Consider the following 23,806-nt stretch of genomic DNA (forward strand, 5'->3'; position numbering starts at 1 on the left):
GTACGGGGCGCGGGCCGCGTGCAGTGCGTGGCCCGGGCCTCGTCCGGTACGGACGCGGGCCTGGTCAACCTACCTCTGTGCTCCGTACACCGGTTCGGGCGGAGTGGCCGCCGAGAGGAGTTCGCGGGCGGTTTCGCCTGCTTCGGCCGGGGTCCGGCGGGTTCGCTGGTCGTCGGTGGGGCCCGGGCGCCAGCCGTCCATGACGGTGATGCGTCCCCCTTCGGCTTCGAAGACGCGGCCGGTGACGCCGTGTGAGGCGGCGGAGCCGAGCCAGACGACGAGCGGGGAGACGTTGTCCGGGGCCATCGCGTCGAAGGAGCCGTCCGCCGGCGCCGCCATGCTCTCGGCGAAGGCCTGCTCGGTCATGCGGGTACGGGCGGCCGGCGCGACGGCGTTGACCTGGATTGCGTACCGGCCCAGTTCGGCGGCGGCCACGAGGGTGAGGCCGAGGATGCCCGCCTTGGCGGCGGAGTAGTTGCCCTGGCCGACGCTGCCCAGCAGGCCCGCTCCGGAAGTGGTGTTGACGACGCGGGCGCGCGGCGGGCGGCCCGCCTTCGCCTCCGCGCGCCAGTGCGCCGCGGCGTGCCGGAGCGGCAGGAAGTGGCCCTTGAGGTGGACGCGTACGACGGCGTCCCACTCGTCCTCCGTCAGGTTCACCAGCATCCGGTCGCGTACGAAGCCCGCGTTGTTGACCAGGGTGTCCAGGCGTCCGTACGTGTCGAGGGCGGTGGTGACGAGCGAGGCGGCGCCGGGTGCCGTGGCGATGTCCCCGCCGTCGGCGACCGCCTCGCCGCCCGCCGCGCGGATCTCCGCGACGACCTCGTCGGCGGGGCCGCCCGCCGCTTCGCCCGCGGTACCGTCCGGCCGGACGCCGAGGTCGTTGACGACGACGCGGGCGCCCTCGGCCGCGAAGGCCAGGGCGTGCGCCCGGCCCAGGCCGCGGCCGGCGCCGGTGACGGCGACCACGCGCCCGGCGCAGAGGCCGGCGGAGGTGCCCGCGGTCGGGTGGTCAGCGTTCATCTGCGTCCTCCGGGTCGGCTGTTCGGGGTGGGACCTGGGCATCGGGTGGCGGCCCTGCCGCCTCCAGGAAGGCCGGGCGTTCGCCGCCGCCGTGCACCGCGAGGCTCGCGCCGCTCACGTAGGCGCACCGGTCGCTCGCCAGGAAGGCGCACAGCTCGCCGACTTCGCCGGGCGTGGCGAGCCGGCCGAGCGGGACGGTGCGGCCGACGGCGGCGAGTCCGTCCGCGTCGCCGTAGTGCAGGTGGGAGAGTTCGGTGCGGACCATGCCGAGGACGAGGGTGTTGACGCGGATGCGCGGGGCCCATTCGACGGCCATGGTGCGGGCGAGGTTCTCCAGGCCCGCCTTCGCGGCTCCGTAGGCGGCGGTGCCGGGCGAGGGGCGGGTGCCGCTGACGCTGCCGATCATGATGATCGAACCGCCGGTCTCCTGCCGCGCCATGACGGCACGCGCCGCGAGGGAGACGGTCAGCGGCGCGGTCAGGTTGAGTTCCAGGACTCTGGCGGCCTGCCGGGGCGACGAGTCGCCGAGCAGGCGGTACGGCGTGCCGCCCGCGTTGTTGACGAGGACGTCGAGGCGTCCGTGGCGGGTCCGTACGCGATCGAGGCAGGCGGTGACCGCGTCCGGGTCGCGGACGTCCACCGGTTCGAAGGCGGCGGTGCGCCCGTCCGCCGCCGCGATCGGCCGTTCCGGCGGGCGGCGGGCGCAGGCGACGACCCGCGCGCCGGCCGCGAGCAGGGCCCGGGTGATGCCCGCGCCGACGCCTCGCGTGCCGCCGGTGACGACGGCGACGCGCCCCGACAGGTCGATGCTGAGCGCCAATCGACACCTCCGGCCTCCCGCGGGGCCCGCCGCGCTGCTACCTTCTCAGGCAGCCGGCACCTAACAAACGTTTGGTGGAAAGGTAGCTGATCCGCCCATGGGTGTCTCCACCGCACGCCCCGAAGACGGCATCGCACTCGTCACCGTCGACCGGCCGCCGGTCAACGCCCTGCCCGTACAGGAGTGGTTCGACCTCGCCGACGCGCTACGGGCGGCCGGCCGCGACCCCGGCATCCGGTGCGTGGTGCTCGCCGCCGCCGGGCGGGGGTTCAACGCGGGCGTGGACCTCAAGGAGATGCAGCGGACGCCGGGCCACAGCGCGCTGATCGGCGCCAACCGCGGCTGCTACGAGGCGTTCGCGGCCGTCTACGACTGCGAGGTCCCGGTCGTCGCCGCCGTGCAGGGCTACTGCCTGGGCGGCGGTATCGGGCTGGTCGGCAACGCGGACGCGATCGTGGCGAGCGACGACGCGACGTTCGGGCTGCCCGAGCTGGACCGCGGCGCGCTCGGCGCGGCCACCCACCTCGCCCGCCTCGTCCCGCCGCACCTGATGCGCACCCTCTACTTCACCTCGCGCACCGTGACCGCCCGCGAGCTCCGGCGGCACGGCGCGGTGTGGGACGTGGTGCCGCGCGGCCAGGTCCTGGCCGCGGCGCTCGCACTGGCCGGTGAGATCGCCGCGAAGGACGGCTACCTGCTGCGGCTGGCCAAGGCCGCCCTCAACGGCATCGACCCGGTCGACGTACGCCGCAGCTACCGCTTCGAGCAGGGCTTCACCTTCGAGGCCAACCTCAGCGGCGTCGCCGACCGGCACCGCGACGCCTTCACGTCCGGAGGTGAACCCGGTTGAGCGACAAGACGATGACCGCCGACGACGTGGCGGACCGGCTGGCGAGCGGCATGACGGTCGGCATCGGCGGCTGGGGCTCGCGCCGCAAGCCGATGGCGCTCGTGCGGGCCCTGCTCCGCTCCGGTCTGACCGACCTCACGGTCGTCTCGTGCGGCGGCCCCGACGTGGGCCTGCTGGCGGCCGCCGGGAAGATCCGCCGCCTGGTCACGCCCTTCGTCACGCTGGACTCGGTCCCCCTGGAGCCCCACTACCGCGCCGCACGGCAGCGCGGCGCCTTCGAACTGACCGAACTGGACGAGGCGATGTTCATGTGGGGACTGGTGGCGGCGGGCCAGCGGCTGCCCTTCATGCCGGTGCGGGCCGGGCTGGGGTCCGACGTGCTGCGGGTCAACCCCCACCTCCGTACGGTCACGTCGCCGTACCCGGACGGGGAGGAGCTGGCCGCCGTACCGGCGCTGCGGCTGGACGCGGCGCTGGTGCACCTCAACCGTGCCGACGCGCGGGGCAACGGGCAGTACCTGGGGCCCGACCCGTACTTCGACGACCTGTTCTGCGAGGCGGCGGACGCGGCGTACGTGTCGTGCGAGCGCGTCGTGGCGGACGGGGAGCTGGCCCGGGCGGGCGGCCCGCAGACGCTGCTGGTCAGCCGGATGTTCGTCAGCGGCGTCGTCGAGGCGCCGTGCGGTGCGCACTTCACCTCGTGCGCGCCGGACTACGGCCGGGACGAGGCGTTCCAGCGGGCGTACGTCCGGGCGGCAGCGGATCCGGACGCCTGGGCCGCGTTCGCCGAACGCTTCCTGTCCGGCGACGAGGACGGCTACCGGGCCGCGGTCGCGGCCTTCGCCGGCGAGACCGCGGAGGAGCGCCCGTGAACGCCGGTACCGGGCCGGGAGCCGTCACCCGCGCCGAATACTGCGTGCTCGCGTGCGCCGAGGCGTGGCGCGGCGCCGGCGAGGTCCTCGCCGCGCCCATGGGCACCGTACCCACCATCGGCGCGCGGCTGGCCAGGCTCACCTTCTCCCCCGACCTCCTGCTGACCGACGGCGAGGCGCTGCTCGTCGGCGACGTGCCGGCGGCCGGTGCGCGGCCGGCGGTGACGGAGGGCTGGCTGCCCTACCGCAGGCATCTGGCGCTGGTCGCCACCGGGCGCCGGCACGTCATGATGGGCGCGAGCCAGATCGACCGGTACGGCAACCAGAACATCTCCTGCATCGGGGACTGGGCGCGCCCCGACCGGCAGCTGCTCGGCGTGCGCGGCGCTCCCGTCAACACGCTCAACAACCCGGTCAGTTACTGGGTGCCGAAGCACTCGCCGCGGACGTTCGTCGCGCGGGTCGACATGGTGTGCGGCGTCGGGTACGACCGGGCCGCCGCGGCCGGCCCGTCCGCCACCCGCTACCACCGCGTCCCGGAGGTCGTCAGCGACCTCGGCGTGTTCGACTTCGAGACGCCGGACCGCACCATGCGCATCCGGTCGCTGCACCCCGGCGTCAGGATCGGCGACGTGCGGGCGGCCACCGGGTTCACACTGCGCGAGCCGGACGGCGGCGTGCCGTACACCCGCGAACCCACCGCCGCCGAGCTGCGGCTGATCCGCGAGACCGTGGACCCGGACGGGCTGCGCGACCGCGAGGTGCCGCCGTGCCGCCCCTGACCACCGCGCTCACCGGCCTCGTCGGCGTCCGGTACCCGGTCGTCCAGACGGGCATGGGGTGGGTGGCGGGACCGCGGCTGGTCTCGGCCACCGCCGAGGCGGGCGCGCTGGGCATCCTGGCGTCGGCCACCATGTCCCCGGGGCAGCTGCGCGCCGCGGTCCGCGAGGTCGCCGCCCGTACGGACCGGCCCTTCGGCGTCAACCTGCGCGCGGACGCCGCGGACGCCGCGGAACGCGTGCGGATCATCGTCGAGGAGGGCGTACGGGTCGCCTCGTTCGCGCTGGCGCCCTCGCGGGAGCTGATCGGCCGGCTCAAGGACGCCGGGGTCGTCGTCATGCCGACGGTGGGCGCGCGGCGGCACGCGGAGAAGGTCGCCGCGTGGGGCGCCGACGCGGTGGTCGTCCAGGGCGGCGAGGGCGGCGGGCACACCGGCGACGTGGCCACCACCGTCCTGCTGCCGCAGGTCGTGGACGCGGTGGACATCCCGGTCGTCGCGGCCGGCGGGTTCTGCGACGGGCGCGGCCTGGTCGCGGCCCTCGCCTACGGCGCGGCGGGCGTGGCCATGGGCACCCGCTTCCTGCTCACGTCCGACAGCACGGTCCCCGCCGCGGTCAAGGCGCGCTACCTGGCGGCGTCGGTCCGGGACGTCACCGTGACGCGGGCGGTGGACGGGCTGCCGCACCGGATGCTGCGCACGGACCTGGTCGACGCGCTCGAACGCTCCGGGCGCCCGGCGGCGCTGCTGCGGGCCGTGCGGCACGCGGCGGCGTTCCGTAGGCAGACCGGTACGGGCTGGGCCCGGCTGGTGCGCGACGGCCTGGCCGCCAAGCGCGGCCGGGACCTGACCTGGAGCCAGGTGCTGCTGGCCGCGAACACGCCGATGATGCTGCGGGCCGCCATGGTGGAAGGCCGTACGGATGCCGGGGTGATGGCGTCGGGGCAGGTGGCCGGCCTCATCGACGACCTGCCGACGTGCGCGGAACTGGTCGGCCGGATCATGGCCGAGGCGGCGGCGACGCTGGACCGGCTGGGACCACAGGGGCCGGGCCGACCGGGCCGGCCGGCCGGACATCCGACCCGAACACCGGTCTGGATTCCGCCGGACTACGGTGGAGAATGACCACTGAAAGCCGCCTGTGGACCTGCCGCGGGCGGAGGTTTCCAACGGGGGAGATCAGATGCGCAAGTTTCTCGCCACGGCCGTCGCGGTGACGACGCTCGGCACCACGCTCGGTCTGGCGACGGCGTCGCAGGCGGCGGCCGCGCCGCGGGCACCGCAGTGCGCCAAGGTCATGAAGTACTTCACCAAGGACCACCAGCGGTTCGTCCGCCTGAAGAACCTGTGCGCGCAGCGCACGGCCTGCTACACGATCGTCGTACCGGCCAGGCCCGCCGTGAACGGCCGCCTCCCCAAGGCCGCGACGAAGGACGTCCGGTACGGCACGGACCGGGGCCCGCGCGCCCTGTACGTGAAGAACCGGGCCTGCTGACCCGCGGCCGGCCGGACGGTCACAGCCGTTCGATCACGGTCACGTTCGCCTGGCCGCCGCCCTCGCACATCGTCTGGAGACCGTACCGCCCGCCGGTGCGCTCCAGCTCGTGCAGCAGCGTCGCCATGAGCCTGCAGCCGGTCGCGCCGAGCGGGTGGCCGAGCGCGATGGCGCCGCCGTTGACGTTGACCCGGGCGGGGTCGGCGCCGGTCTCCTCCAGCCAGGCCAGCACCACCGGCGCGAACGCCTCGTTGATCTCCACCACGTCGATGGCGTCGATGCCCAGCCCGGTCTTCCGCAACGCGTGCGCGGTGGCCGGGACGGGCGCGGAGAGCATCCGGATCGGATCTTCACCGCGTACGGACAGGTGGTGGACGCGGGCGCGCGGGGTGAGCCCGTGGTCCTGTACCGCCTGCTCGCTCGCCAGCAGCAAGGCTGCGGCGCCGTCGGAGACCTGGGAGGAGACGGCGGCCGTGAGCCGCCCGCCGGGCACCACCGGCGCGAGGGCCGCCATCCTCGCCGCCGACGTGTCGCGCCGCGGGCCCTCGTCGGCCGTCACGTCCCCGTACGGGACCAGCTCGCGCGCGAAGCGCCCCTCGTCGGCGGCGCGTACGGCCCGCCGGTGCGAGCGCAGCGCGTACGCCTCCATGTCCGCGCGGGAGATGCCCCACTTGTCCGCGATCAGTTCGGCGCCGTGGAACTGGTCGACCGGCCGGTCGCCGTAGCGAGCGCGCCAGCCCGCGCTGCCCGCGAACGGGCCTTCGGTGAGCCCGAGCGGTTCGGCGGCCCAGCGGCTCGCGAAGGCGATGGGGATCATCGACATGTTCTGGGTGCCGCCCGCGACGACCAGGTCCTGGGTGCCGGAGAGCACGCCCTGCGCGGCGAAGTGGACGGCCTGCTGCGAGGAGCCGCACTGCCGGTCGACGGTGACGCCCGGCACCTCCTCGGGCAGCCCGGCCGCCAGCCAGCTGGTGCGGGCGATGTCGCCGGCCTGCGGGCCGACGGCGTCCAGGCAGCCGAAGACCACGTCGTCGACGGCGGCCGGGTCCACGCCCGTGCGGTCCATCAGCGCCTTCAGCACGTGCGCGCCGAGGTCGGCCGGGTGCGCGGCGGCGAGTCCGCCGCCGCGCCGGCCGACGGGGGTGCGCAGCGCGTCGATGATGTAGGCCTCGGCCATGCCGGCTCCTCGATCGTGGGGGCGTGCGCGGTGTGGTCAGTCCCGTACGGCGATGCCGTCCAGCACCATCGAGAGGTACTGGCGGGCGATCTCCTCCGGGCCGTGGTGGCCGCCCGGCCGGTACCAGCTCGCGGCGACCCAGACGGTGTCGCGGACGAACCGGTAGGTGAGCCGGACGTCGAGGTCGGTGCGGAAGACGCCGTCGGCGACGCCGCGTTCCAGCGTGCCGAGCCATGCCTTTTCGAACCTCTGCCGGGAGTCGGCGAGATAGCCGAAGCGGGGGCGGCCGGCGAGCTGCTTGGACTCGTTCTGGTAGATGGCGACGGCGGCGCGGTGCCGGTCGATCTCCCGGAAGGACTCGGTGACCAGGGCCTCGATGGTCTGCCTGGGGCCGAGCCCGGCGGCGAGCACGGCGTCGTAGCCGGCCCACAGCTCGTCCAGGAAGGTGCGCAGGATCTCGTCCAGCATCGCTTCCTTGGAGTCGAAGTGGTAGTAGAGGCTGCCCGCGAGCAGGCCGGCCTCGTCGGCGATCCGGCGTACGGTCGTGGCGTTGTAGCCGTGCTCGGCGAACACCTCGGCGGCGGTGGCGAGGAGTTCGCGGCGGCGGGCGGGCGACGGCGGGTTCACGGCGGCCGGTTTCCCGGGCTTCTTTGCGGTGGGCACCGGCCCATTGTCGCCTCCCCGCTCACGCGTGCTGGCTGCTGACCGGCACCACCTCGCCGGTCATGTACGAGGCGTAGTCGCTGGCCAGGAAGACGATGACGTTGGCGACCTCCCAGGGCTCGGCGGAGCGCCCGAACGCCTCCCGGGCCGTCAGCCCGGTCAGCAGTTCCTCGCCGGCGACCTTCGCCAGGTGCGGGTGGACGGCCAGGCTGGGCGAGACGGCGTTGACCCGGACCCCGTACGCGGCGGCCTCGGCGGCGGCGCAGCGGGTCAGCGCCATCACGCCGGCCTTGGCGGCGGCGTAGTGCGCCTGGCCGCGCTGGGCCCGCCAGCCGACGACCGAGGCGTTGTTGACGACGACGCCGCCCGTGCCGGCGGCCCGCATCCGGCGCAGGGCGGCGCGGGTGCAGCGGAAGGTCCCGTTCAGGGTGACGTCCAGGACGGCGGCCCACTGCTCGTCGGTCATCTCCACCAGGTCGGCGGTGCCGCCGAGTCCGGCGTTGTTGACGACGACGTCCAGCCGCCGGTGCCGCTGTTCGGCGTAGTCGAAGAGGGCGGTGACCTGTGCCTCGTCCGTGACGTCGCAGGGCCGCGCGGCGACCCGACGGACGCCGAACTCCGCGGCGAGCGCCGTCTCGGCCTCCTTCAGGCGCCGGGCGTGCGCGTCGGAGAGGACCACGTCCGCGCCCTCCTCCAGCAGCCTGCGGGCGGTGGCGCCGCCGATGCCCGTGCCCGCGGCGGCGGTGACGACGGCCGTCCGGCCGGCGAGCAGGCCGTGCCCGGGGACGTACGGGGGTGGCGGGTGCGCCGCCGGAGGCTTCTCGGGCGTCATGGCCGTACGCTAACCTACCAAACACTTGTTAGGGAACGGTCCCGGAGGAGCCCGCCGCCACCGCAGGGAGGCCGCTCGATGGATCTCGAACTCACCGCGGAGGACGAGGAGTTCCGGCGGGAAGCGCGGGACTGGCTGGCCGCCCACGTGCCCGCCGTACCACTGCCCTCCCTGGAGACGGCGGAGGGATTCGCCGCCCACCGGGAGTGGGAGCGCGAACTCCACTCAGGACGCTGGTCGGTGGTGTCCTGGCCGGAGGCGTACGGCGGGCGCGGCGCGTCACTGATCCGCCGGCTCCTCTTCGAGGAGGAGTACTACGCGGCGCAGGCCCCGGGCCGCGTCTCGCAGAACGGCATCAGCCTGCTCGCCCCCACGCTCTTCGAGCACGGCACGGCCGGCCAACTGGAGCGCGTACTGCCGGACATGGCGGACGGGCGCACCGTATGGGCGCAGGCATGGTCCGAGCCCGGCGCCGGTTCCGACCTCGCCGCGCTGCGGTCGTCCGCCGTACGGACCGAGGGCGGCTGGCTGCTGCGCGGGCACAAGACGTGGTCTTCCAGGGCGGCCTTCGCGGACCGCGCCTTCGGGCTGTTCCGCAGCCACCCCGGCGCGGACCGGCCGCACCGCGGCCTCACGTACCTGATGTTCGACCTGGCGGCGCCGGAGGTGACGGTGCGGCCGATCGGCCGCCTCGACGGCAAGCCGGCCTTCGCCGAACTCGTCCTCGACGACGTCTTCGTGCCGGACGAGGACGTGATCGGCGAGCCGGGACAGGGCTGGCGGGTCGCCATGAGCACGGCGGGCAACGAGCGCGGACTGACGCTGCGCGGCCCCGGCCGCTTCACGGCCGCCGCCGACCGGCTCGCCGCCCTGTGGCGGGACACCGCCGACCCGGCGGACACCGCGCTGCGCGACCGCGTGGCCGACGCGCTCATCGGCGCCCGCGCCTACCGACTGTCCGCCTACGCCGCGGCCGCGCGGCTCGCGGCGGGCGGCGCACCGGGCGCCGAGGCCAGCCTCACCAAGGTCTTCTGGTCGGAACTCGACATCGCCCTGCACGAGACCGCGCTCGACCTCCTCGGCCCGCGCGGCGAACTCGCCGACCGCGCCGGCGAGGCACCGGCCCACGGCAGCTGGGCCGACGGCTGGCTCTTCGCGCTGGCCGGCCCGGTCTACGCGGGCACGAACGAGATCCAGCGCGACATCATCGCCGAGCGGCTGCTGGGCCTGCCGAAGGGCCGGCGCTGAGGCGGCGCGGACCCGTGAGGGAGTTGAGGGATGCGGTTCCTGCTGGACGCGGAGCAGGCGGAGTTCGGGCGGACGCTCGGCCGGACGCTGGCAGCGGCGGACACCCCGGCCGCCATACGGGCCTGGAGCACCGGGGACGGCGGCCCCGGGCGCGCGGTGTGGCGCCGGCTCGCGGAGGCCGGGGTGTTCGGGCTGGCCGTGCCGGAGAGGTACGGCGGTGCCGGGTTCCTGCCGGTCGAGCTGGTCGTGGGCCTGGTGGAGTCGGGGCGGCACGCCGTACCGGGCCCGGTGGTGGAGACCGCCGCCGCGGCCGTACTGCTGGACCGGCTCGGCGACGCGGACCTGGCCGCGACCTGGCTGCCCGCCGTCGCGGCCGGGAGCGCGGTGGTGTCGTACGCGGACCTGGCGCGCGGGCCGTACGCGCTCGACGCGGCGGCCGCCGACGCCACCTTCGTCGCCGACGGCGGCGCGCTGCGGCGCCCCGGCGGGCACGGGCCGGTCCAGCCTTCGGTCGATCCGGCCCGGCGACTGGTCCGGTGCGCGGAAGACGGAGGGGCCGTCCTGGCGAGCGGCCCGGCCGTGCGGGCCGCCGCCGCGTACGCCGCGGACGTCGCGCGGCTGCTCACCGCGGCACAGGCGCTCGGGCTCGGCCGCCGGCTGCTGGACGACACCGTGGCGTACGTGAAACAGCGCACCCAGTTCGGTGTCGCCATCGGCTCGTTCCAGGCGGTGAAACACCGGCTGGCGGACGTGCTGCTGGGGCTGGAGTTCGCCGAGCCGCTGGTGTACGGCGCCGCGGTGGAACTCGCGGGCGGCCGGGAGGCGGGTGTCGGCATCGCGATGGCGAAGGCGGCGGCAGGCGAGGCCGCCTATGCGGCGGCGCGGGCCGCACTCCAGTTGCACGGCGCCCTGGGCTACACCGACGAGCTGGACCTCTCCCTGTGGATCCGTAAGGCGCGCGCACTGCGCGGCGCCTGGGGCACCCCGGCGGAGTGCCGGGCCCGGGTGCTCCCCTGCCCCACGCAGGACGGGTGACCACACGAGCGCAAATCTTTTACCAGTAAAACACCTGTTAAGGTTTTGGGTATGGGGAAACACGCCAGACCTACGGGAAAGAGAGCGGCGGCCACGACCGGGAGCACGAGCGCGGTACGCGCCCGCCCCCTGCCCGTCCGGAGCACGGTGCTGCTGCGCCGCCCCGTCGACATCTGGCACAAGCCCGCGCTGAGCGCGGTCGTCGCCCTCGGCATCCCCGAATTCCTGCTGCTCGCACTGGGACGCCTGGACCTGGTCCTCTACACCTCGGCCGGAGCGATGTGCGCCCTGTACGCGCACGGCCTGCCGTACGCCGCCCGCGCCCGCACCCTGGCGTGGGTCGTGCTCGGCATGGTCGCGAGCCTGGGCGCCGCCCTGACCGCGGCGTCCCTGACCACCTCGGTGCCCCTGCTCGTCCTCCTCGCCTCGCTGGTCGCCGCCGTACACAAGACGGCCTGCGACGCGACGCGCATCGGACCGCCGGGAAACCTGATCTTCACGTTCATCTCGGCGTCCGCGTTCTTCGTGCCGCAGCGGATCGGCCAGGTGCCCTTCCACCTGTCCCTGGCACTCGGCGCCGGGGCACTGGCCTGGCTGGTGTGCATGGCGCCCGCGCTGGTCCGGCCGCGCGGGCCGGAGCGGATCGCCACGGCGCGCGCGCTGGAGGCGGCAGCCGCTCTGCTGCGCAGCGACCCGGTGGACGAGGCCACCGGCGCCCGGCACGCCGCCGCGGCCGCGGTGCACGCCGCCTGGCAGACACTGTTCCAGGTCCCGGCCCGGACACCCGCCGCACTGGCCGCGCGCTCGGGGCTGGAGCGGCTGCTCGTACGCGCCGAGTCGGCTCTCGCGGCCCCTGAGACGGACACGGCGGAGGCCGAGCGATACGCGGTGTGGGCCCGTGACCTGCGCCGGGGCAGGCCGCTGCCGGACGTCGCGCTGACCGGCGCGCAAGCCGGCGAGCTGGCCGGGATCGCCGCCGACCACGCGGCGCAGGCCGCGCGCCCGCACGGGCACGCCGGCCCGGAACCGCGCCGGCCGGCGCCCGGCCGTCCGCGCGGCCTGCGCGCCGTCCTCCGCCGCCTCGCTCCCGGCTCACCGCTGCTGCCCATCGGCGCGCGGGTCGCCGCGGGCTGCACGCTGGCGGGCTGGGCGTCGATGGCGGTCGGCGTCGGCCACCCGTACTGGGCCGTGGTGACCGCTGCCTCGATCTTCCAGGCGAACACCACCCTGTCGTGGCAGCGGGCCCTTCAGCGCACCATCGGCAACCTCCTCGGGCTGCTGCTCTTCACGGCCCTGCTGCCGCTGATCCACACCGGCCACCTGGCGATGGTCCTGCTGGCGCTGACCTTCCAGTTCTGCGCGGAGGCGAGCATCACCCGCAACTACTGGCTCGGGTCGGTCTGGGTCACCCCGATGGCCCTGCTGCTCACCGAGTTCGGCCGGCAGCTGCCCGCGCACACACTGGTCACCGACCGCTGGACCGACACCGTCGTGGGCGCGGCCGTGGGACTGGCCTGCTGCGTCCTGGTCACCAACCGCCGCGCCGCCGACCGCATCGAGGCGGCACTCGACCGGGTGGCCGCGGCCGAGGCCGCGGCGCTGCGGCTGCTGGACGCCGACGACGCGCGCGAGGCGGGCTGGGCCCGCGACCGGCTCGCCGCGAGCCTGGTCGAGCTGCGGGAGGCGGTGGAGGTGTCGGCCGGCGAGTGGTGGCAGCGCGCCGTACCCGAAGAGCGCGTCGTGCCCGCCGAGCAGCGGGGGCACCGCACCCTGGCCCGGGTCGTGCGCCGGCTGTCCGCTCCCGCGCCGGCCGCGTGAGCCCGTGCCCCGGCCCCGGCCGGACGCCTGCCGTCCGGCACGCCCCGCGCCGTGCCCGTACCGCCCCGGTCGGCTCCCGCGCCCGGCACCAGGCAGAATTGTCGGGCGCGACGCGGCGCGGGGCCCGTACGGCCGCCCGGGGAACCGCCGTGCGCGACACGACGACGCCGACGGGGGCCGGGAGAGCCCGGAAAGATGAGGTGCGTGTGACCGAGGACATCGTCGCGGGGGTGCTGCGCCAGTGGCAGCGGGTCAACCCGGGGCTCGACACCGGTCCGATGGCGGTGATCGGACGGCTCAACCGCTGTTCCGCGCTGTTGCAGCAGGCCGCCGACGCGCCGCTGCGCCGGGAGGGCCTGACCCGCCCCGAGTTCGACATCCTCGGGACGCTGCGGCGGATGGACCGCGAGCTGACGCCCGGCCGGATCGCCCGCGAGACCTTCGCGTCGGGGGCCGCGGTCACCAAGCGGGTACGGCAGTTGGAGACGCGCGGGCTGGTCGCGCGGCGCCCCGACGAGCGGGACCGGCGGGTCTCGCACCTCTCGCTCACCGACGAGGGCCTCGCGGTCATCGACCGGCTGCTGCCGGAGCAACTGCGTTACGAAGCCGGCCTGCTGGAGGGCATCGACGCGCGCCGGCAGGACGAACTGGCCGATGGGCTGAGCGAGTTGCTGGTCCTCCTGGAGGGGCGGCTCGGGAGCCTGCTGGACTGAGGTACGGCCCGCCCCGTACGCCGGACGGGCTACGCCGCCGGCCCGGCAGCCGACGCGCGCGAGCGCCCCTTGAGACGGTGGCGCCTGGGCAGGGCGAGTGGCGCACCGGCCGTTCGGCCGGCACCTCCCGGAGACCGCGAGCGGACTGCGGAATGATGCGTTCCGCAACCGGCTCCGCGGGTGGGTGCCCGCCCACCGGCCGGGGGCACGGCCGACCCTCCGCCCACGCACTGCCCGCCCACCGTCCTCCCCGTCGCCCGGCGACCCGTCTCCCGAGGCAGCCCCATGACTTCCCAATTCGACGGATTGGCCGCACTGCACGAGCACAGCATCGACGAGCTGCCCTTCAGACGGCACATCGAGATGCCGTCCGTCCTCGCCGCGGCGGGCGGCGTCGACCGCCGCCGGGTCCTGGACCTCGGCTGCGGCTCGGGGCACTACGCCCGCTTCTTCGCCCGCAGCGGCGCGGGCAGCGTGCTCGGCGTCGACCGGTCCCCCGGGATGATCGCGCACGCCCGGCACCGCGAGGAGGTCGAGCCCCTCGGCGTGCGCTACCTCGTCCAGGACGCGGACACCACGGCTGCCCTCTCCGGGGCGTTCGACCTGGCCGTGGCCGTCTACGCGCTGTCGTACGCCGCCACCCCGAAAGCACTCACCCGGCTGTGCGCCGCCGCCCGCGACACCCTCGCCCCCGGCGGCCGCTTCGTCGCCGCCACGCTCAACCCGGACTTCGCGACGGTGCCCCACTACTACCGGCCCTACGGATTCGACCTCACCGTGGCGGACCCGCACCTGCGGGACGGCGACCCCGTCGGCGTGCACAGCAGGGCGGGCGAGGAGAACTTCCAGGTGACCGCCTACTACTGGTCGCGCGAGGCGTACGAGCGCGCGCTCGTCGAGGCCGGATTCACCGATGTCTCCTGGCAGCAGCCGCGTACCGCGGCCGACGGCAGCGCGTCACTGTTCGCACGGTACCTGGCGGCGCCGCACGCCCTGGCGCTGTCCGCGCGGGCCCGCTGACGGAGCGGGCCCGCGAACCCCGCATCACGGCTCCAGTCTGGCGATGCGCCCGTCCTCCCCCGCCGCCCAGCAGCCGGAGTCCGCCGAGCAGTCCACGGTGTCGTACGAACCGCCGTCGAAGCCGTACCAGGTGCGGCCGCCGTCGAGGGTGACGTCGCTGCCGGTCGGGCCGACGGCGAGGGCGACGCGCGTGGTGCGCGGGAACCAGGCCACGCCCGACCGGTAGCGCTTCGGGGGCCTGGCGGAGGCCTGCCAGGTCGCGCCGCCGTCGGCGCTCACCGCCGCGGCCTGAGGGGACGGCTTGCCGGTACGGTGATCGCCGCCGACCGCCAGACCGTGCTCGCGGTCGCGGAAGGCCAGACCGAAGACCCCGCGCGCCGGGTCGCCGGCCGGGACCGGCGTCTCGGCGACGGTCCAGCTGCGGCCGCGGTCCGGGGAGTACAGGACGCGGCTCTTCGCCGCGCCGCCGGTGGCGAACCACGCGTCGTACGCGCCGGAGCTGACCAGGCACTGGCCGCTCGCGGCGAACGACGCCTCGCCCGGCTGGGCCGCGGGCATGCCGCGTGTGGGCAGCACCCGCCAGTTCCGGCCGCCGTCGACGGTGGACAGGATGCGGTACGTGCCGTCGACCGGGTCGGCGAGCGCGATGCCGTGACTGCTGTCGAAGAACGTCATGCAGTCGTAGAAGGCGCGCGGGTCGGTGTTGCGGAAGCTCTCGGTCCAGGTGGCGCCGCCGTCGTCCGTACGGAAGACGCGGGACGCCTCGCCCTCGCCGACCGCCAGGACCACGGCGTGCCGCGCGTCGAACGCCTCCACGTCGCGGAACTCCAGGGCCCCGGCGCCCGGCGGGGAGACGTCGCGCCAGTGGTCGCCGCCGTCGCTGGTGCGCAGCACGGTGCCGCCGGTGCCCGCGACCCAGGCGGTGCTGCGGCTGACGGCGGCCAGGCCGCGGAAACGGGCGTCGGTGCCGCTGTCCTTGAGGTCCCAGCCGCCGCGCAGGGCGACCGCGGCCGGTCGCGCGGCGGCCTGCGCGGCAGCTGCCGCCTGTGCCGCGGTGCGCTGCGGCTGTGCGGAGACGGGAGCGGTGCTCGCGGCACCGAGCGCCACGGCACAGGCCACCGCCCACAGCACGCGCCTATGTCTCGTCCGCCCCGGCTGTCCTGACTGTCCCGACTTCCCCTTGGCCCTCATGAAGCTGGAAGCTAACCCAGCCCGGGCGCCTCGTCCAGAGACACCAGGCAACGGCTGCCCGAACTCTCGCCTCGCGTGCTCCGCCCGGCCCTCCTACTGTTCTGCACAGGGGGTGCGGAACGCCCGCGGGCGACGTACGAGGAGGTCGCGATGGACCGGCAGGAGACGCCCTCATGAACGCGCCGGCTCCGGTGACGGTGACCGACGACCGCGACGCCCACCGCTACGAGGCCCGGCTCGGCGGGGAGCTGGCGGGTGTGGCGGCCTATCTGCGCGCGGCCGGGCTCATCGCCCTCGTCCACACCGAGGTCGACCCGGTGTACGAGGGCAACGGCGTCGGTTCGGCGCTGACCCGGCACGCGCTGGACGCGGCACGGGCGGAGGGGCTGCGGGTGCTGGCCGTGTGCCCGTTCGTGGCGGGCTGGATGGACCGGCACCCCGAGTACCGGGACCTGGTCTACGAGAACCGCAGCCAGGTCACGGACTGACCGCCCGCGCCCCGGCCCGCGGATCAGCCAACGGACCAGCCGGTGTGGCAGGTCCAGACCGGGACCGGCCCCCACCAGACCCAGCCGCAGTGTGCGGGCGGGGACGGGGACGGGGAAGTGGTCGGCGTGGGCGTGGGGACGGGGGTCGGGGTGGGCCGTGCCGTGGGGCTGCCGGTCGGCGCGGGCGTCGGTACGGCGGTGGGCCGTGTCGGTGCGGCGGTCGGAGCGGCGGTCGGTCCGGATTCCGTCGGTGCCGGGCCGGCGGTCGGCCGGCCGGACGCGGACGGCACGGGCGCCCCCGGGGCGGACGGCGTCGCAGCCGGTGCCCTCGACCGGCTCGAAGGAGACGCGGGCGGCACGTCCGGGGAGCGGGGCAGGGCGGGCGGGGAGGACGGCGAGCGCTCCGCCGTGGGACTCGGCGCCGCCCGCCCGGCCCCGCTCCCCGGCTTCGCGGCACCGCCACCGGGCGGCTCCCCCGGCGCGGCGACGGCCCGGTTCCCCGCCGCTGCCGGTGCGTCGTGGCCGGTCAGCGCGATGCCCGCGGCGACCGCCGCACCGGCGACCGCCGCCACGCCGACCCCCGCCACGGTCGCCGCCACCGGCCCGGCCTGGCCGATCTGCCCGCGCAGCAGATGCCCCACGGATTTCTGCACGGACGCGAGAGCCTTCTGTACGGACGTGAGCGCCCCGGTCCCCGCCGGGTGCCCGCCGGCGGCCGCCGCGGCCCCGGCGCCCGCCAGTGGCAGCAGGAACTTCGCCGAACCGCCCGCGAGGAGCACCAGCAGCGCGGGCCCGGTGAGCGCGGGCAGCCGGTGGTTGGCCCGGGTCAGCAGCGCCATCCGGGCGCGGCAGTCGGCGCAGCCCGCGGCGTGGTCCGTGACCCCGTCGGCCTGCTTCGCGGTGGCCTCGCCCCGTACGAACGCGGGCATCCGGTCCCAGTGCCGCTCGCAGGCCGGGTTGTCCGGCGTGCCCGGCACCGCGCTCAGGAACGCCTGCCGCATGCCTTCCCTGGCGCGGTGCAGCAGGACGGCCGTCGCGCCCTTGCCCGCCCCGATGGCCTTGCCGACCGCGTCCAGCGGCTGGTCCTCGACCTCCGCCAGCCACAGGGCCGTGACCCAGCGCTGCGGGAGCTGCCCCATGATGCGGGACAGAAGATCGGTGTAGGCGACACGCTGCGCCGGGTCCGCGCTCTCGGCCGCCGGGCCGGCCTCCGGCCACGCCTGGCCGCCCGCCGGGTCCCGCGGTATCTCGCGGGCGGCGGCCGCGCCGACGGCCGAGGCCAGGTGCCGGATGGTGGTGCGCAGGTAGGCGGGGACGTTGTCGATGCGGTGACCGGCCCGGATGCGGCGCCAGACGCGGAAGTGCGCCTCGGCGACGAGGTCCTCCGCGAGCCAGGAGTTCGTCGTCAGGGAGCGCGCGTACCCGACCAGCCGGGGGTGCTCGCGCTCGTACAGCCTGGCGTACGCGTCCGCCGCCGACGCCTCGGATACCGCGGATGCATCGGACATGAACGAACAACCCCTGACGGCATTGGGTGGAATTCGTAAGCGTAAGGAGCACATATCCCCGCAATCAAAAGTTCGTGACACACGTCACGCGGCAATTCGGTGCACTGCCGTAATGCACCACGCGTCTTACGGGTCGTAGAGGCAGAGACCCGCACACGAGCAAGAGGGAGCCGGCGATGCCCCACGTCATCGACCAAGCCGTCCAGGCCCGTCTCATCGGGACCGCGCCCCGGTCCCGGGAGGTCCCCGCGCGGCTGCGCTACGACAGCGGCGACCCGCTCGCCGTGCGGGTCGTCTTCCCGCCGGCCGCGTCGCTGGACGGGGCGGAGGTGGCCTGGACGTTCGCCCGCGACCTGCTGGCGGCGGGCCTGCGGGAGCCGTCCGGCAAGGGTGACGTGCACATCTGGCCGTGCGGCCCGGACAGCACGATGCTGGAGTTCCACACCGCCGACGGCCTGGCCATGGTGCGGTTCGAGGCCCGTGACCTGCGCAGGTTCCTGATGCGGTCGTACGGCGTGGTGGCACTGGGCCACGAGGCCCGCTACCTGGACATCGAGGGCGACCTCGCGGCCCTGCTACGGGAGGCGTAGGCCGCGGGGCGCGCGACTCCCGGCACGAAGATCCCGTCCGCTCCTGCCTCTCCACAGACGGACGCCCGCTCCAGCGCTTGACTTCGAGTGCGCTCCAACAGGAAGAGTGAACGCCGTACCCGAACACGGCACTCTCTTCGAGGAGCATCAGCATGCGTACCACCACGCTCGGCAGCCAGGGCCCCCAGGTCGGCGTCATCGGCCTCGGCTGCATGGGCATGACCCACGCCTACGACCCGGAAGGCCGGGACGACGCCACCTCCGTGGCGGTGATCCGGCAGGCGGTCGACCTCGGTGCGACGCTGATCGACACGGCCGACGTCTACGGCCCGTACACCAACGAGGAGTTGGTGGGCCGCGCGCTGGCGGGCGGCCACCGGGACCGGGTCGTCCTGGCGACGAAGGTCGGGCTGGAGTCCGCCGCGGACAAGCCGGGCGACCACACCGCACTGGTACGCAACGGTCGGCCCGAGCACATCCGCCGCTCCATCGACGCGAGCCTGCGGCGCCTGGGCACCGACCACGTGGACCTCTACCAGCTGCACCGGGTGGACCCCGAGGTGCCGGTCGAGGAGAGCTGGGGCGCGCTGGCCGAGGCCGTCCAGGCGGGCAAGGCGCGGCAGATCGGCCTGTCGGAGCCGACCGTCGAGGAGATCCGGCGTGCGCAGGCCGTGCACCCGGTCGCCTCCGTGCAGTCCGAACTGTCGCTGTGGACCCGCGAGGCGCTCGGCGGGGTGCTGCCGTACTGCGAGGAGCAGGGCATCGCCTTCCTGCCGTTCTCGCCGCTCGGCCGCGGCTTCCTGACCGGCAGCATCGCCTCCTTCGACGAACTGCCGGAAGACGACTTCCGCCGCCGGCTGCCGCGCTTCCAGCAGGACGCCCTGAAGGCCAACCTGGCGATGGTGGGCAAGGTCCGTGCCATCGCGGAGCAGTACGGCGCCTCGCCCGCGCAGGTCGCCCTCGCCTGGGTGCTCGCGCAGGGGCAGTACGTCATTCCGATCCCCGGCACCAAGACCCCCAAGTACCTGGTGGACAACACCGGCGCGGCGGACCTCACCCTGCCGCCCGCCGCCCTGGCCGAACTCGACGCCCTGCCCGCGGCCGAGGGCGGCCGCTACTGATCCGACGGGGTGCTCTTATCCGCTGGTGGCGCCGATCACCCGGGCGCTAGCCTGCGCCGGGATCACCGAGCGGAGAAGGCGCTGGAACTGGGCTGCGGGGACGGTGACCCGCTGCTCGCCTTGCGCCGGCAGGGCCTGGACGTCGAAGGCGTCGACTCCTCGGCGGACATGCTGGAGCGCTGCCGCCGCCGGGCCGCAGCGGCGGGCATCGACGTGACGGTCCACCACCAGCGGAGGGAAGCGCTCCGCCTGCCACGCCGGTACCAGGCGGTCTTCCTGGCCGGGCCGGCCTTCAACCTGCTGCCGGACGACAGCACCGCCGGCGCCGAACTGCGGTTCTCCCTGGTGTCCGAGGAACGCGACGAGACGCTGCGGCCCCGGACCTCCTTGCTGCGCTACGAACGGCACGGCACGGCCCGCCCTTCGCCGTCGAAGAGGTTGGCCAGGTGCATGTCCAGGAGCTGGACGGCCTTCTCGGGAGTGAGGACGTCCAGCAGGATGTACGTCGAGAGCCCGTCGGCGAGGCTGATCAGCACCATCGCCTCGCCGCCCAGGTCCCGCCCGGGCCGTACCTCGCCCCGTTCCGCCGCCTGCCGCAGCTGGTCGGCGAAGAAGTCCCGCAGTTCGGGGATGCCGTCGCGGGCGCCGGTGCGCAGTGACGGGTCGTGCACGGCCCGGTGGAAGTGGGCCACGCCCACCAGGAAGCCGGTGCGGCTCTGCTCGTCCAGGGGCAGCATCCCCATCAGGCACGCGCGGAGCACGATGCGGGGCGTGGGTTCCTCGTCCAGCGCCTCGATGCGTTCGCGGATGCGCTGCTGGGCCAGGGACTCGATGCGGCGCAGCGCGAAGGCGAGCATCTCGTCCTTGGTGCGGAAGTAGTGCTGGAGCCGGCCCAGGGAGATGCCGGCCTCGGCGGCGATGTCGCGCAGGCTCGCGCCTTCCAGGCCCCGGTCACTGGCGATACGCCACAGCGCTTCGGAGATCTCCCGGCGTCGCGCCTCGTGGTCCACCTTCTTCGGCACGTAACCGCAGCCTCGCCTTCTTTTTTACAAGTCGCTCGTACCGTTATAACGTACCGCTACTCAATACGATTGACTTGCAAAGAACGGGGCTCCCCATGTCCGTACCCGCCGCACCCGTCCTGCGGCCACCCCGCAACCGGGTCGACCCGCGCGCCCGCCGCTGGTGGACCGTGCAGGCCCTGCTGACCCTCAGCGGGCCGATGCTGCTCACCGCGCTCGCGCTGGCGGTCTGCTCGGTGCTCTTCTTCCCCGGCACACTCCCCTGGCTCGGCCCGCTCCTGCTGGTCGCGCTCGTCCTGCCGGCGCTCGGCTACCTGCTGGTGATGCCGCGGTGGCGGTACTCCGTGCACGCCTGGGAGCTGGGCGACCGCGCGGTGTACGCGGCGGGCGGCTGGTTCTGGCAGAAGCGGCGGATCGCGCCGCTGTCCCGCGTGCAGACGGTGGACACCGTGCGCGGCCCGCTCCAGCAGCGCTTCGGGCTGGCGACCCTCACCGTCACCACCGCTTCCACCGCGGGGGACGTGAAGATAGCCGGGCTGTCCGACGCGGACGCCGAGGAGCTGTCGCGGCGGATCGGCGAGGCTGCGCAGGCGGTGCCGGGTGATGCCGCGTGACCACCGCACCGCTCGCGCCGGGCGCAGACCGGCACTGGCGCAAGCTCGACCGGCGCACCCTCGTGGTGCACTGCGGCTGGATGGCCGCGCCCCTCGGCTCGTGGGGGCTGACCGCGCTGGCCACCGGCGGCCGGATCACGGCCGGCGCCTGGATCACGCTGGCGGTCATCGCGGGCAGCTTCGCGGTCCTCACCGCGATCGGCCTGATCCGCTGGGCCCGTACGGACTACCGGCTCACGCCCGACGCGTTCGAGGTCCGCAGCGGGGTGCTGACCCGGCGGCTGCGGTCCGTACCGCTGCACCGCATCCGCACGGTGGACCTGACGGCCTCGCCGCTGCACCGGCTGCTCGGCGTCACCGTGCTGCGGGCCGGCACCGCGGGCTCCTCGGAAGGCGGCGGTGAACTCTCGCTGGAGGCGCTGGCGACGGCCGACGCGGAGCGGCTGCGAAGCGCGCTGCTCGCCCGCGCCGACGCCCGGACGGCGGACGAGGACCCGGTGGTCTCCCGCATCAACTGGCGCTGGCTGCGCTACGCGCCGCTCACCTTCTGGGTGATCGGCGGTGTCTTCGCCGCCGCCGGGGGCGTGTACCGCGTGCTGGACGGCGCCGGTATCGAGCCGTGGAAACTGGGCGTCGTCCGCGGCGCGTTCGACGAGTTCGGCGCCCGCGCGCTCTGGGTGACGGTCCCGCTCGCGCTGCTGGCCGTCGTCGCCCTCGGCACGATCGGCGCTCTCGCGCTCTACGTCGAGGGGTGGTGGGACTTCCGCCTCGAATGGACCGACGCTCGTACGCTGCGGGTGCGCCGCGGCCTGTTCACCACCCGCTCGGTGACCATCGAGCGAGGCCGCCTGCGCGGCGTGACACTGCGGGAGCCGCTGCTGCTGCGGGCGGGTGGCGGTGCCACGGTGCGCGCGGTGGCGGGCGGTCTGGGCAACCGGGAGGAGAACCGCAAGCGCAGCGTCCTGCTGCCGCCCGCGCCGCGGACGGAGGCGGTACGCACGGCGGCCGGGACGCTCCGCGACGCCTTCCCGGCGGCCGGGCTGCGCGCCCACCCGAAGGCGGCCCTGCGCCGGCGCCGTACGCGTGGCCTGCTCTTCGTCACACTCCCCGGCACCCTCGCCCTCGCGGTCCTCGGCGTCCTCCTGACTCCCGTACTGCTCCACTGCGCCTGGGCGTTCGCGCTGCTGTCGGTGCCGGTCGTGCTGTGGCTGGCCGGGGACGCGTACCGCAATCTGGGGCACGGGCTCCAAGGGCGGTATCTCGTCACGCGTTCCGGCACGTTCAGCCGGGACACCGTGGTGCTCCATCGCGAGGCGGTGGCGGCCTGGACGTTCTCCACCACGCCGTTCAGCCGGCGGAACGGGCTGGTCACCCTCACCGCGGCGGTCGCCGCCGGCGAGGACGGCTATCACGTCCGCGATCTGCCGGCGGCCGGCGCACCGGCGCTGGCGGCGGCCGCGGCGCCCGGAATCCTGGAGGAGTTCCTGGAATACGGTCCGGCGGACGGCCGGAAAGACCCGGGTCACGGGCGCCACCGCAAAAACCTGTCAACCCACGCGTTGCACGCGAACCAGGGCGACCTGGACATGACATAGATCACACCCCTGTCACGTGCACGGTGAGTGCGGGCACACCGTCCTACATGGCGAAAGCCAGGTGTCCCCGACCCGACAGCCGTAAGGGAGCAGCCGCGGTGCCCAGTGCCATCGACCAAGCCGTACAGGTACGTCTCATCGCGACCGCGCCCGGCTCGCATGCCGTGCCCGCGGTCCTGCACTACCACCCAGCCGACCCGCTCGCGGTGCGGATCTCCTTTCCTCCGGAGATCTCCCTGGACGGGGCCGCGGTCGACTGGGCCTTCGCCCGCGAACTGCTCGCCGACGGCCTCCGGTCACCGGCGGGCACCGGCGACGTACGGGTGCGCCCGCTCGGTCGGGACCGGACGGTGCTGGAGTTCCACGTGGAGGACGGCGTGGCCATGGTCCAGGTGGTCACCGCGGACCTGCGCCGGTTCCTCGACCGTACGTACCAGGCCGTGCCCGCCGGGCGCGAGCAGCAGCACCTCGATGTGGACGGCGGTCTCGCGGAGCTGCTCGGCGGCGCGTGAGGCCGGTGCCGACCCCGGTCCCCCGGGGCCCCGGCACCGGCCGGAGTGGTGACACGGGGTCTCAGCGCTTCGGGAACCTGAAGCCGTAGCCCTGCTGCTTCATCCACGGCAGCAGCCGGTCCAGCGCCTCGACCGTCTGGGCGCGGTTCCCGCCGCCGTCGTGGAACAGGACGGTCGGGCCGTTGTGCAGTTCGCGGCGCACGGTCCGGACGATGGCGTCGGCGCCCGGCCGCTCGAAGTCCTTGCTGTCCACGTTCCAGCCCAGCGGGCGCATGCCGTGGTCCGCCGCCGTCTTCCTGCTGTACGGGGTGAACGCGCCGCCCGGTGCGCGGTAGTACTCGACCTTGGGGCCGTCCGCCGCCTTCTCGATCATCTGCTGCGCGTCGAGTATCTGCTTCGACTGGTAGGTCTCCGGCCGGTGGTCCATGCCGGTGTTGTGGCTGATGGTGTGGTCGCAGAGCTTGTGGCCCGCCGCCGCCACCTTCTTGACCAGGTCCGGGTGGGCCTTCGCCTGCGGGCCGATCATGCAGAAGGTGGCCTTGACGTCGTTCTTCTTCAGTACGTTGAGCACCTTCGGCGTCCAGACCGGGTCGGGCCCGTCGTCGATGGTGATGTTCAGGCTCTTGCCGGGGCGGTCGGAGGCGTGCTCGATGCTCGGATCGATGGTGGGCGCGGCCTGTTCACCGGTGCCGGCATGCGCCTCGGAGGTGGCGCCGGACTGCCCGAAGGTCAGATAGCCCGCGATCCCCAGCGAGGCCACCGCCACCGCGGTCACTCCAATGATCCCGCTCCGCCTGCCGTGCCGTGCCATGCGTATCCCGTCC

Annotated in this window: 25 protein-coding genes and 1 pseudogene; 17 read left to right on the forward strand and 9 right to left on the reverse strand. The window is 74.7% G+C overall.

Features of this window, described 5'->3' with window-relative positions; translation table 11 throughout:
• Positions 1 to 69: 69 nt before the first annotated feature.
• On the reverse strand, positions 70 to 1,020 hold the full coding sequence (locus ACH4K4_RS02460) for an SDR family oxidoreductase (RefSeq protein ID WP_398164193.1): 951 nt from the start codon (positions 1,018 to 1,020) through the stop codon (positions 70 to 72).
• Positions 1,010 to 1,840: an SDR family oxidoreductase gene (locus ACH4K4_RS02465; protein ID WP_398164195.1), complete on the reverse strand. Its 831-nt coding sequence runs from the start codon at positions 1,838 to 1,840 to the stop codon at positions 1,010 to 1,012. Before ACH4K4_RS02465 ends, ACH4K4_RS02460 begins: the two co-directional genes overlap by 11 nt.
• A gap of 97 nt (positions 1,841 to 1,937) precedes the next feature.
• Between ACH4K4_RS02465 and ACH4K4_RS02470 the strand changes: the two genes are divergently transcribed.
• Genes ACH4K4_RS02470 through ACH4K4_RS02490 form a run of 5 tightly spaced genes read left to right on the forward strand, consistent with a single transcriptional unit; the run spans position 1,938 to position 5,835 of the window.
• On the forward strand, positions 1,938 to 2,690 hold the full coding sequence (locus tag ACH4K4_RS02470; protein ID WP_398164196.1) for an enoyl-CoA hydratase family protein: 753 nt from the start codon (positions 1,938 to 1,940) through the stop codon (positions 2,688 to 2,690).
• An 11-nt stretch (positions 2,691 to 2,701) separates the two neighbouring features.
• Positions 2,702 to 3,562, forward strand: a complete 861-nt coding sequence (locus ACH4K4_RS02475) for a CoA transferase subunit A (protein ID WP_398164515.1) — start codon at positions 2,702 to 2,704, stop codon at positions 3,560 to 3,562.
• On the forward strand, positions 3,559 to 4,344 hold the full coding sequence (locus tag ACH4K4_RS02480; protein WP_398164198.1) for a CoA-transferase subunit beta: 786 nt from the start codon (positions 3,559 to 3,561) through the stop codon (positions 4,342 to 4,344). Before ACH4K4_RS02475 ends, ACH4K4_RS02480 begins: the two co-directional genes overlap by 4 nt.
• Entirely contained in the window at positions 4,341 to 5,465 is a 1,125-nt protein-coding gene (locus ACH4K4_RS02485; protein WP_398164516.1) for an NAD(P)H-dependent flavin oxidoreductase, read from the forward strand. Before ACH4K4_RS02480 ends, ACH4K4_RS02485 begins: the two co-directional genes overlap by 4 nt.
• Before the next feature lie 58 nt (positions 5,466 to 5,523).
• Complete coding sequence (locus ACH4K4_RS02490) at positions 5,524 to 5,835, forward strand: hypothetical protein (RefSeq protein WP_398164199.1); 312 nt, start codon at positions 5,524 to 5,526, stop codon at positions 5,833 to 5,835.
• Between the two features lie 19 nt (positions 5,836 to 5,854).
• On the opposite strand, the gene ACH4K4_RS02495 is transcribed toward ACH4K4_RS02490, so the two are convergent.
• Genes ACH4K4_RS02495 through ACH4K4_RS02505 form a run of 3 tightly spaced genes read right to left on the reverse strand, consistent with a single transcriptional unit; the run spans position 5,855 to position 8,507 of the window.
• The gene (locus tag ACH4K4_RS02495; protein ID WP_398164200.1) at positions 5,855 to 7,012 is read right to left on the reverse strand and encodes an acetyl-CoA C-acetyltransferase; all 1,158 of its coding nucleotides are present in this window, start codon (positions 7,010 to 7,012) and stop codon (positions 5,855 to 5,857) included.
• Positions 7,013 to 7,048: 36 nt separating this feature from the next.
• Positions 7,049 to 7,675, reverse strand: a complete 627-nt coding sequence (locus tag ACH4K4_RS02500) for a TetR/AcrR family transcriptional regulator (RefSeq protein WP_398164202.1) — start codon at positions 7,673 to 7,675, stop codon at positions 7,049 to 7,051.
• Positions 7,676 to 7,697: 22 nt separating this feature from the next.
• Positions 7,698 to 8,507, reverse strand: a complete 810-nt coding sequence (locus ACH4K4_RS02505; protein ID WP_398164204.1) for an SDR family oxidoreductase — start codon at positions 8,505 to 8,507, stop codon at positions 7,698 to 7,700.
• Between the two features lie 78 nt (positions 8,508 to 8,585).
• Between ACH4K4_RS02505 and ACH4K4_RS02510 the strand changes: the two genes are divergently transcribed.
• From ACH4K4_RS02510 to ACH4K4_RS02530, 5 genes are all read left to right on the forward strand, one after another.
• Positions 8,586 to 9,755, forward strand: coding sequence for an acyl-CoA dehydrogenase family protein (locus tag ACH4K4_RS02510; protein ID WP_398164205.1), 1,170 nt, complete (start codon positions 8,586 to 8,588; stop codon positions 9,753 to 9,755).
• A gap of 30 nt (positions 9,756 to 9,785) precedes the next feature.
• Positions 9,786 to 10,790 (forward strand): acyl-CoA dehydrogenase family protein, encoded by a 1,005-nt coding sequence (locus ACH4K4_RS02515; RefSeq protein ID WP_398164207.1) that lies wholly within the window; start codon positions 9,786 to 9,788, stop codon positions 10,788 to 10,790.
• Between the two features lie 51 nt (positions 10,791 to 10,841).
• Positions 10,842 to 12,608 carry an FUSC family protein gene (locus tag ACH4K4_RS02520; RefSeq protein ID WP_398164208.1) on the forward strand — a complete coding sequence of 589 codons (1,767 nt, stop codon included), beginning with the start codon at positions 10,842 to 10,844 and terminating at the stop codon, positions 12,606 to 12,608.
• A gap of 206 nt (positions 12,609 to 12,814) precedes the next feature.
• Positions 12,815 to 13,321: a MarR family transcriptional regulator gene (locus ACH4K4_RS02525; RefSeq protein ID WP_360123535.1), complete on the forward strand. Its 507-nt coding sequence runs from the start codon at positions 12,815 to 12,817 to the stop codon at positions 13,319 to 13,321.
• 285 nt (positions 13,322 to 13,606) lie between these two features.
• Entirely contained in the window at positions 13,607 to 14,341 is a 735-nt protein-coding gene (locus ACH4K4_RS02530) for a class I SAM-dependent methyltransferase (protein ID WP_398164209.1), read from the forward strand.
• 24 nt (positions 14,342 to 14,365) lie between these two features.
• On the opposite strand, the gene ACH4K4_RS02535 is transcribed toward ACH4K4_RS02530, so the two are convergent.
• Positions 14,366 to 15,472, reverse strand: a complete 1,107-nt coding sequence (locus ACH4K4_RS02535; protein ID WP_398164210.1) for an oxidoreductase — start codon at positions 15,470 to 15,472, stop codon at positions 14,366 to 14,368.
• A gap of 233 nt (positions 15,473 to 15,705) precedes the next feature.
• On the opposite strand from ACH4K4_RS02535, the gene ACH4K4_RS02540 reads away from it, so the two are divergent.
• Entirely contained in the window at positions 15,706 to 16,020 is a 315-nt protein-coding gene (locus tag ACH4K4_RS02540) for a GNAT family N-acetyltransferase (RefSeq protein WP_360123544.1), read from the forward strand.
• A gap of 23 nt (positions 16,021 to 16,043) precedes the next feature.
• On the opposite strand, the gene ACH4K4_RS02545 is transcribed toward ACH4K4_RS02540, so the two are convergent.
• Positions 16,044 to 17,528: a sigma factor gene (locus ACH4K4_RS02545; protein ID WP_398164212.1), complete on the reverse strand. Its 1,485-nt coding sequence runs from the start codon at positions 17,526 to 17,528 to the stop codon at positions 16,044 to 16,046.
• Between the two features lie 176 nt (positions 17,529 to 17,704).
• Here ACH4K4_RS02545 and ACH4K4_RS02550 point away from each other — a divergent pair, with 176 nt between their 5' ends.
• The 3 genes and pseudogenes from ACH4K4_RS02550 to ACH4K4_RS02560 all read left to right on the forward strand — a co-directional run.
• Positions 17,705 to 18,118 carry an SsgA family sporulation/cell division regulator gene (locus ACH4K4_RS02550; RefSeq protein ID WP_398164213.1) on the forward strand — a complete coding sequence of 138 codons (414 nt, stop codon included), beginning with the start codon at positions 17,705 to 17,707 and terminating at the stop codon, positions 18,116 to 18,118.
• Between the two features lie 152 nt (positions 18,119 to 18,270).
• Positions 18,271 to 19,239 (forward strand): aldo/keto reductase, encoded by a 969-nt coding sequence (locus ACH4K4_RS02555; RefSeq protein WP_398164214.1) that lies wholly within the window; start codon positions 18,271 to 18,273, stop codon positions 19,237 to 19,239.
• A gap of 9 nt (positions 19,240 to 19,248) precedes the next feature.
• A pseudogene (locus ACH4K4_RS02560) lies at positions 19,249 to 19,512 on the forward strand (class I SAM-dependent methyltransferase); the annotation flags it as partial.
• A gap of 122 nt (positions 19,513 to 19,634) precedes the next feature.
• Here the strand turns inward: ACH4K4_RS02560 and ACH4K4_RS02565 are convergent.
• On the reverse strand, positions 19,635 to 20,261 hold the full coding sequence (locus ACH4K4_RS02565) for a TetR/AcrR family transcriptional regulator (protein ID WP_398164215.1): 627 nt from the start codon (positions 20,259 to 20,261) through the stop codon (positions 19,635 to 19,637).
• A gap of 95 nt (positions 20,262 to 20,356) precedes the next feature.
• On the opposite strand from ACH4K4_RS02565, the gene ACH4K4_RS02570 reads away from it, so the two are divergent.
• From ACH4K4_RS02570 to ACH4K4_RS02580, 3 genes are all read left to right on the forward strand, one after another.
• Positions 20,357 to 20,875 carry a PH domain-containing protein gene (locus tag ACH4K4_RS02570; protein WP_398164216.1) on the forward strand — a complete coding sequence of 173 codons (519 nt, stop codon included), beginning with the start codon at positions 20,357 to 20,359 and terminating at the stop codon, positions 20,873 to 20,875.
• On the forward strand, positions 20,872 to 22,470 hold the full coding sequence (locus ACH4K4_RS02575) for a PH domain-containing protein (protein WP_398164217.1): 1,599 nt from the start codon (positions 20,872 to 20,874) through the stop codon (positions 22,468 to 22,470). The genes ACH4K4_RS02570 and ACH4K4_RS02575 overlap by 4 nt, the downstream gene beginning before the upstream one ends.
• Before the next feature lie 98 nt (positions 22,471 to 22,568).
• Positions 22,569 to 22,982 (forward strand): SsgA family sporulation/cell division regulator, encoded by a 414-nt coding sequence (locus tag ACH4K4_RS02580; protein WP_398164219.1) that lies wholly within the window; start codon positions 22,569 to 22,571, stop codon positions 22,980 to 22,982.
• A 61-nt stretch (positions 22,983 to 23,043) separates the two neighbouring features.
• On the opposite strand, the gene ACH4K4_RS02585 is transcribed toward ACH4K4_RS02580, so the two are convergent.
• Positions 23,044 to 23,793, reverse strand: a complete 750-nt coding sequence (locus tag ACH4K4_RS02585; RefSeq protein WP_398164220.1) for a polysaccharide deacetylase family protein — start codon at positions 23,791 to 23,793, stop codon at positions 23,044 to 23,046.
• Positions 23,794 to 23,806 lie beyond the last annotated feature (13 nt).

This window comes from Streptomyces sp. NPDC017529 (genome assembly GCF_044329785.1).
Lineage (GTDB): Bacteria > Actinomycetota > Actinomycetes > Streptomycetales > Streptomycetaceae > Streptomyces.

Excerpts from the sequence above, each read along its gene's own strand:
- ACH4K4_RS02460 (WP_398164193.1), bottom strand. The coding sequence starts at position 1,020 with ATGAACGCTGACCACCCGACCGCGGGCACCTCCGCCGGCCTCTGCGCC.
- ACH4K4_RS02470 (WP_398164196.1), top strand. The coding sequence starts at position 1,938 with ATGGGTGTCTCCACCGCACGCCCCGAAGACGGCATCGCACTCGTCACC.
- ACH4K4_RS02475 (WP_398164515.1), top strand. The coding sequence starts at position 2,702 with ATGACCGCCGACGACGTGGCGGACCGGCTGGCGAGCGGCATGACGGTC.
- ACH4K4_RS02490 (WP_398164199.1), top strand. The coding sequence starts at position 5,524 with ATGCGCAAGTTTCTCGCCACGGCCGTCGCGGTGACGACGCTCGGCACC.
- ACH4K4_RS02495 (WP_398164200.1), bottom strand. The coding sequence starts at position 7,012 with ATGGCCGAGGCCTACATCATCGACGCGCTGCGCACCCCCGTCGGCCGG.
- ACH4K4_RS02505 (WP_398164204.1), bottom strand. The coding sequence starts at position 8,507 with ATGACGCCCGAGAAGCCTCCGGCGGCGCACCCGCCACCCCCGTACGTC.
- ACH4K4_RS02510 (WP_398164205.1), top strand. The coding sequence starts at position 8,586 with ATGGATCTCGAACTCACCGCGGAGGACGAGGAGTTCCGGCGGGAAGCG.
- ACH4K4_RS02515 (WP_398164207.1), top strand. The coding sequence starts at position 9,786 with ATGCGGTTCCTGCTGGACGCGGAGCAGGCGGAGTTCGGGCGGACGCTC.
- ACH4K4_RS02520 (WP_398164208.1), top strand. The coding sequence starts at position 10,842 with ATGGGGAAACACGCCAGACCTACGGGAAAGAGAGCGGCGGCCACGACC.
- ACH4K4_RS02530 (WP_398164209.1), top strand. The coding sequence starts at position 13,607 with ATGACTTCCCAATTCGACGGATTGGCCGCACTGCACGAGCACAGCATC.
- ACH4K4_RS02540 (WP_360123544.1), top strand. The coding sequence starts at position 15,706 with ATGAACGCGCCGGCTCCGGTGACGGTGACCGACGACCGCGACGCCCAC.
- ACH4K4_RS02545 (WP_398164212.1), bottom strand. The coding sequence starts at position 17,528 with ATGTCCGATGCATCCGCGGTATCCGAGGCGTCGGCGGCGGACGCGTAC.
- ACH4K4_RS02550 (WP_398164213.1), top strand. The coding sequence starts at position 17,705 with ATGCCCCACGTCATCGACCAAGCCGTCCAGGCCCGTCTCATCGGGACC.
- ACH4K4_RS02555 (WP_398164214.1), top strand. The coding sequence starts at position 18,271 with ATGCGTACCACCACGCTCGGCAGCCAGGGCCCCCAGGTCGGCGTCATC.
- ACH4K4_RS02570 (WP_398164216.1), top strand. The coding sequence starts at position 20,357 with ATGTCCGTACCCGCCGCACCCGTCCTGCGGCCACCCCGCAACCGGGTC.
- ACH4K4_RS02585 (WP_398164220.1), bottom strand. The coding sequence starts at position 23,793 with ATGGCACGGCACGGCAGGCGGAGCGGGATCATTGGAGTGACCGCGGTG.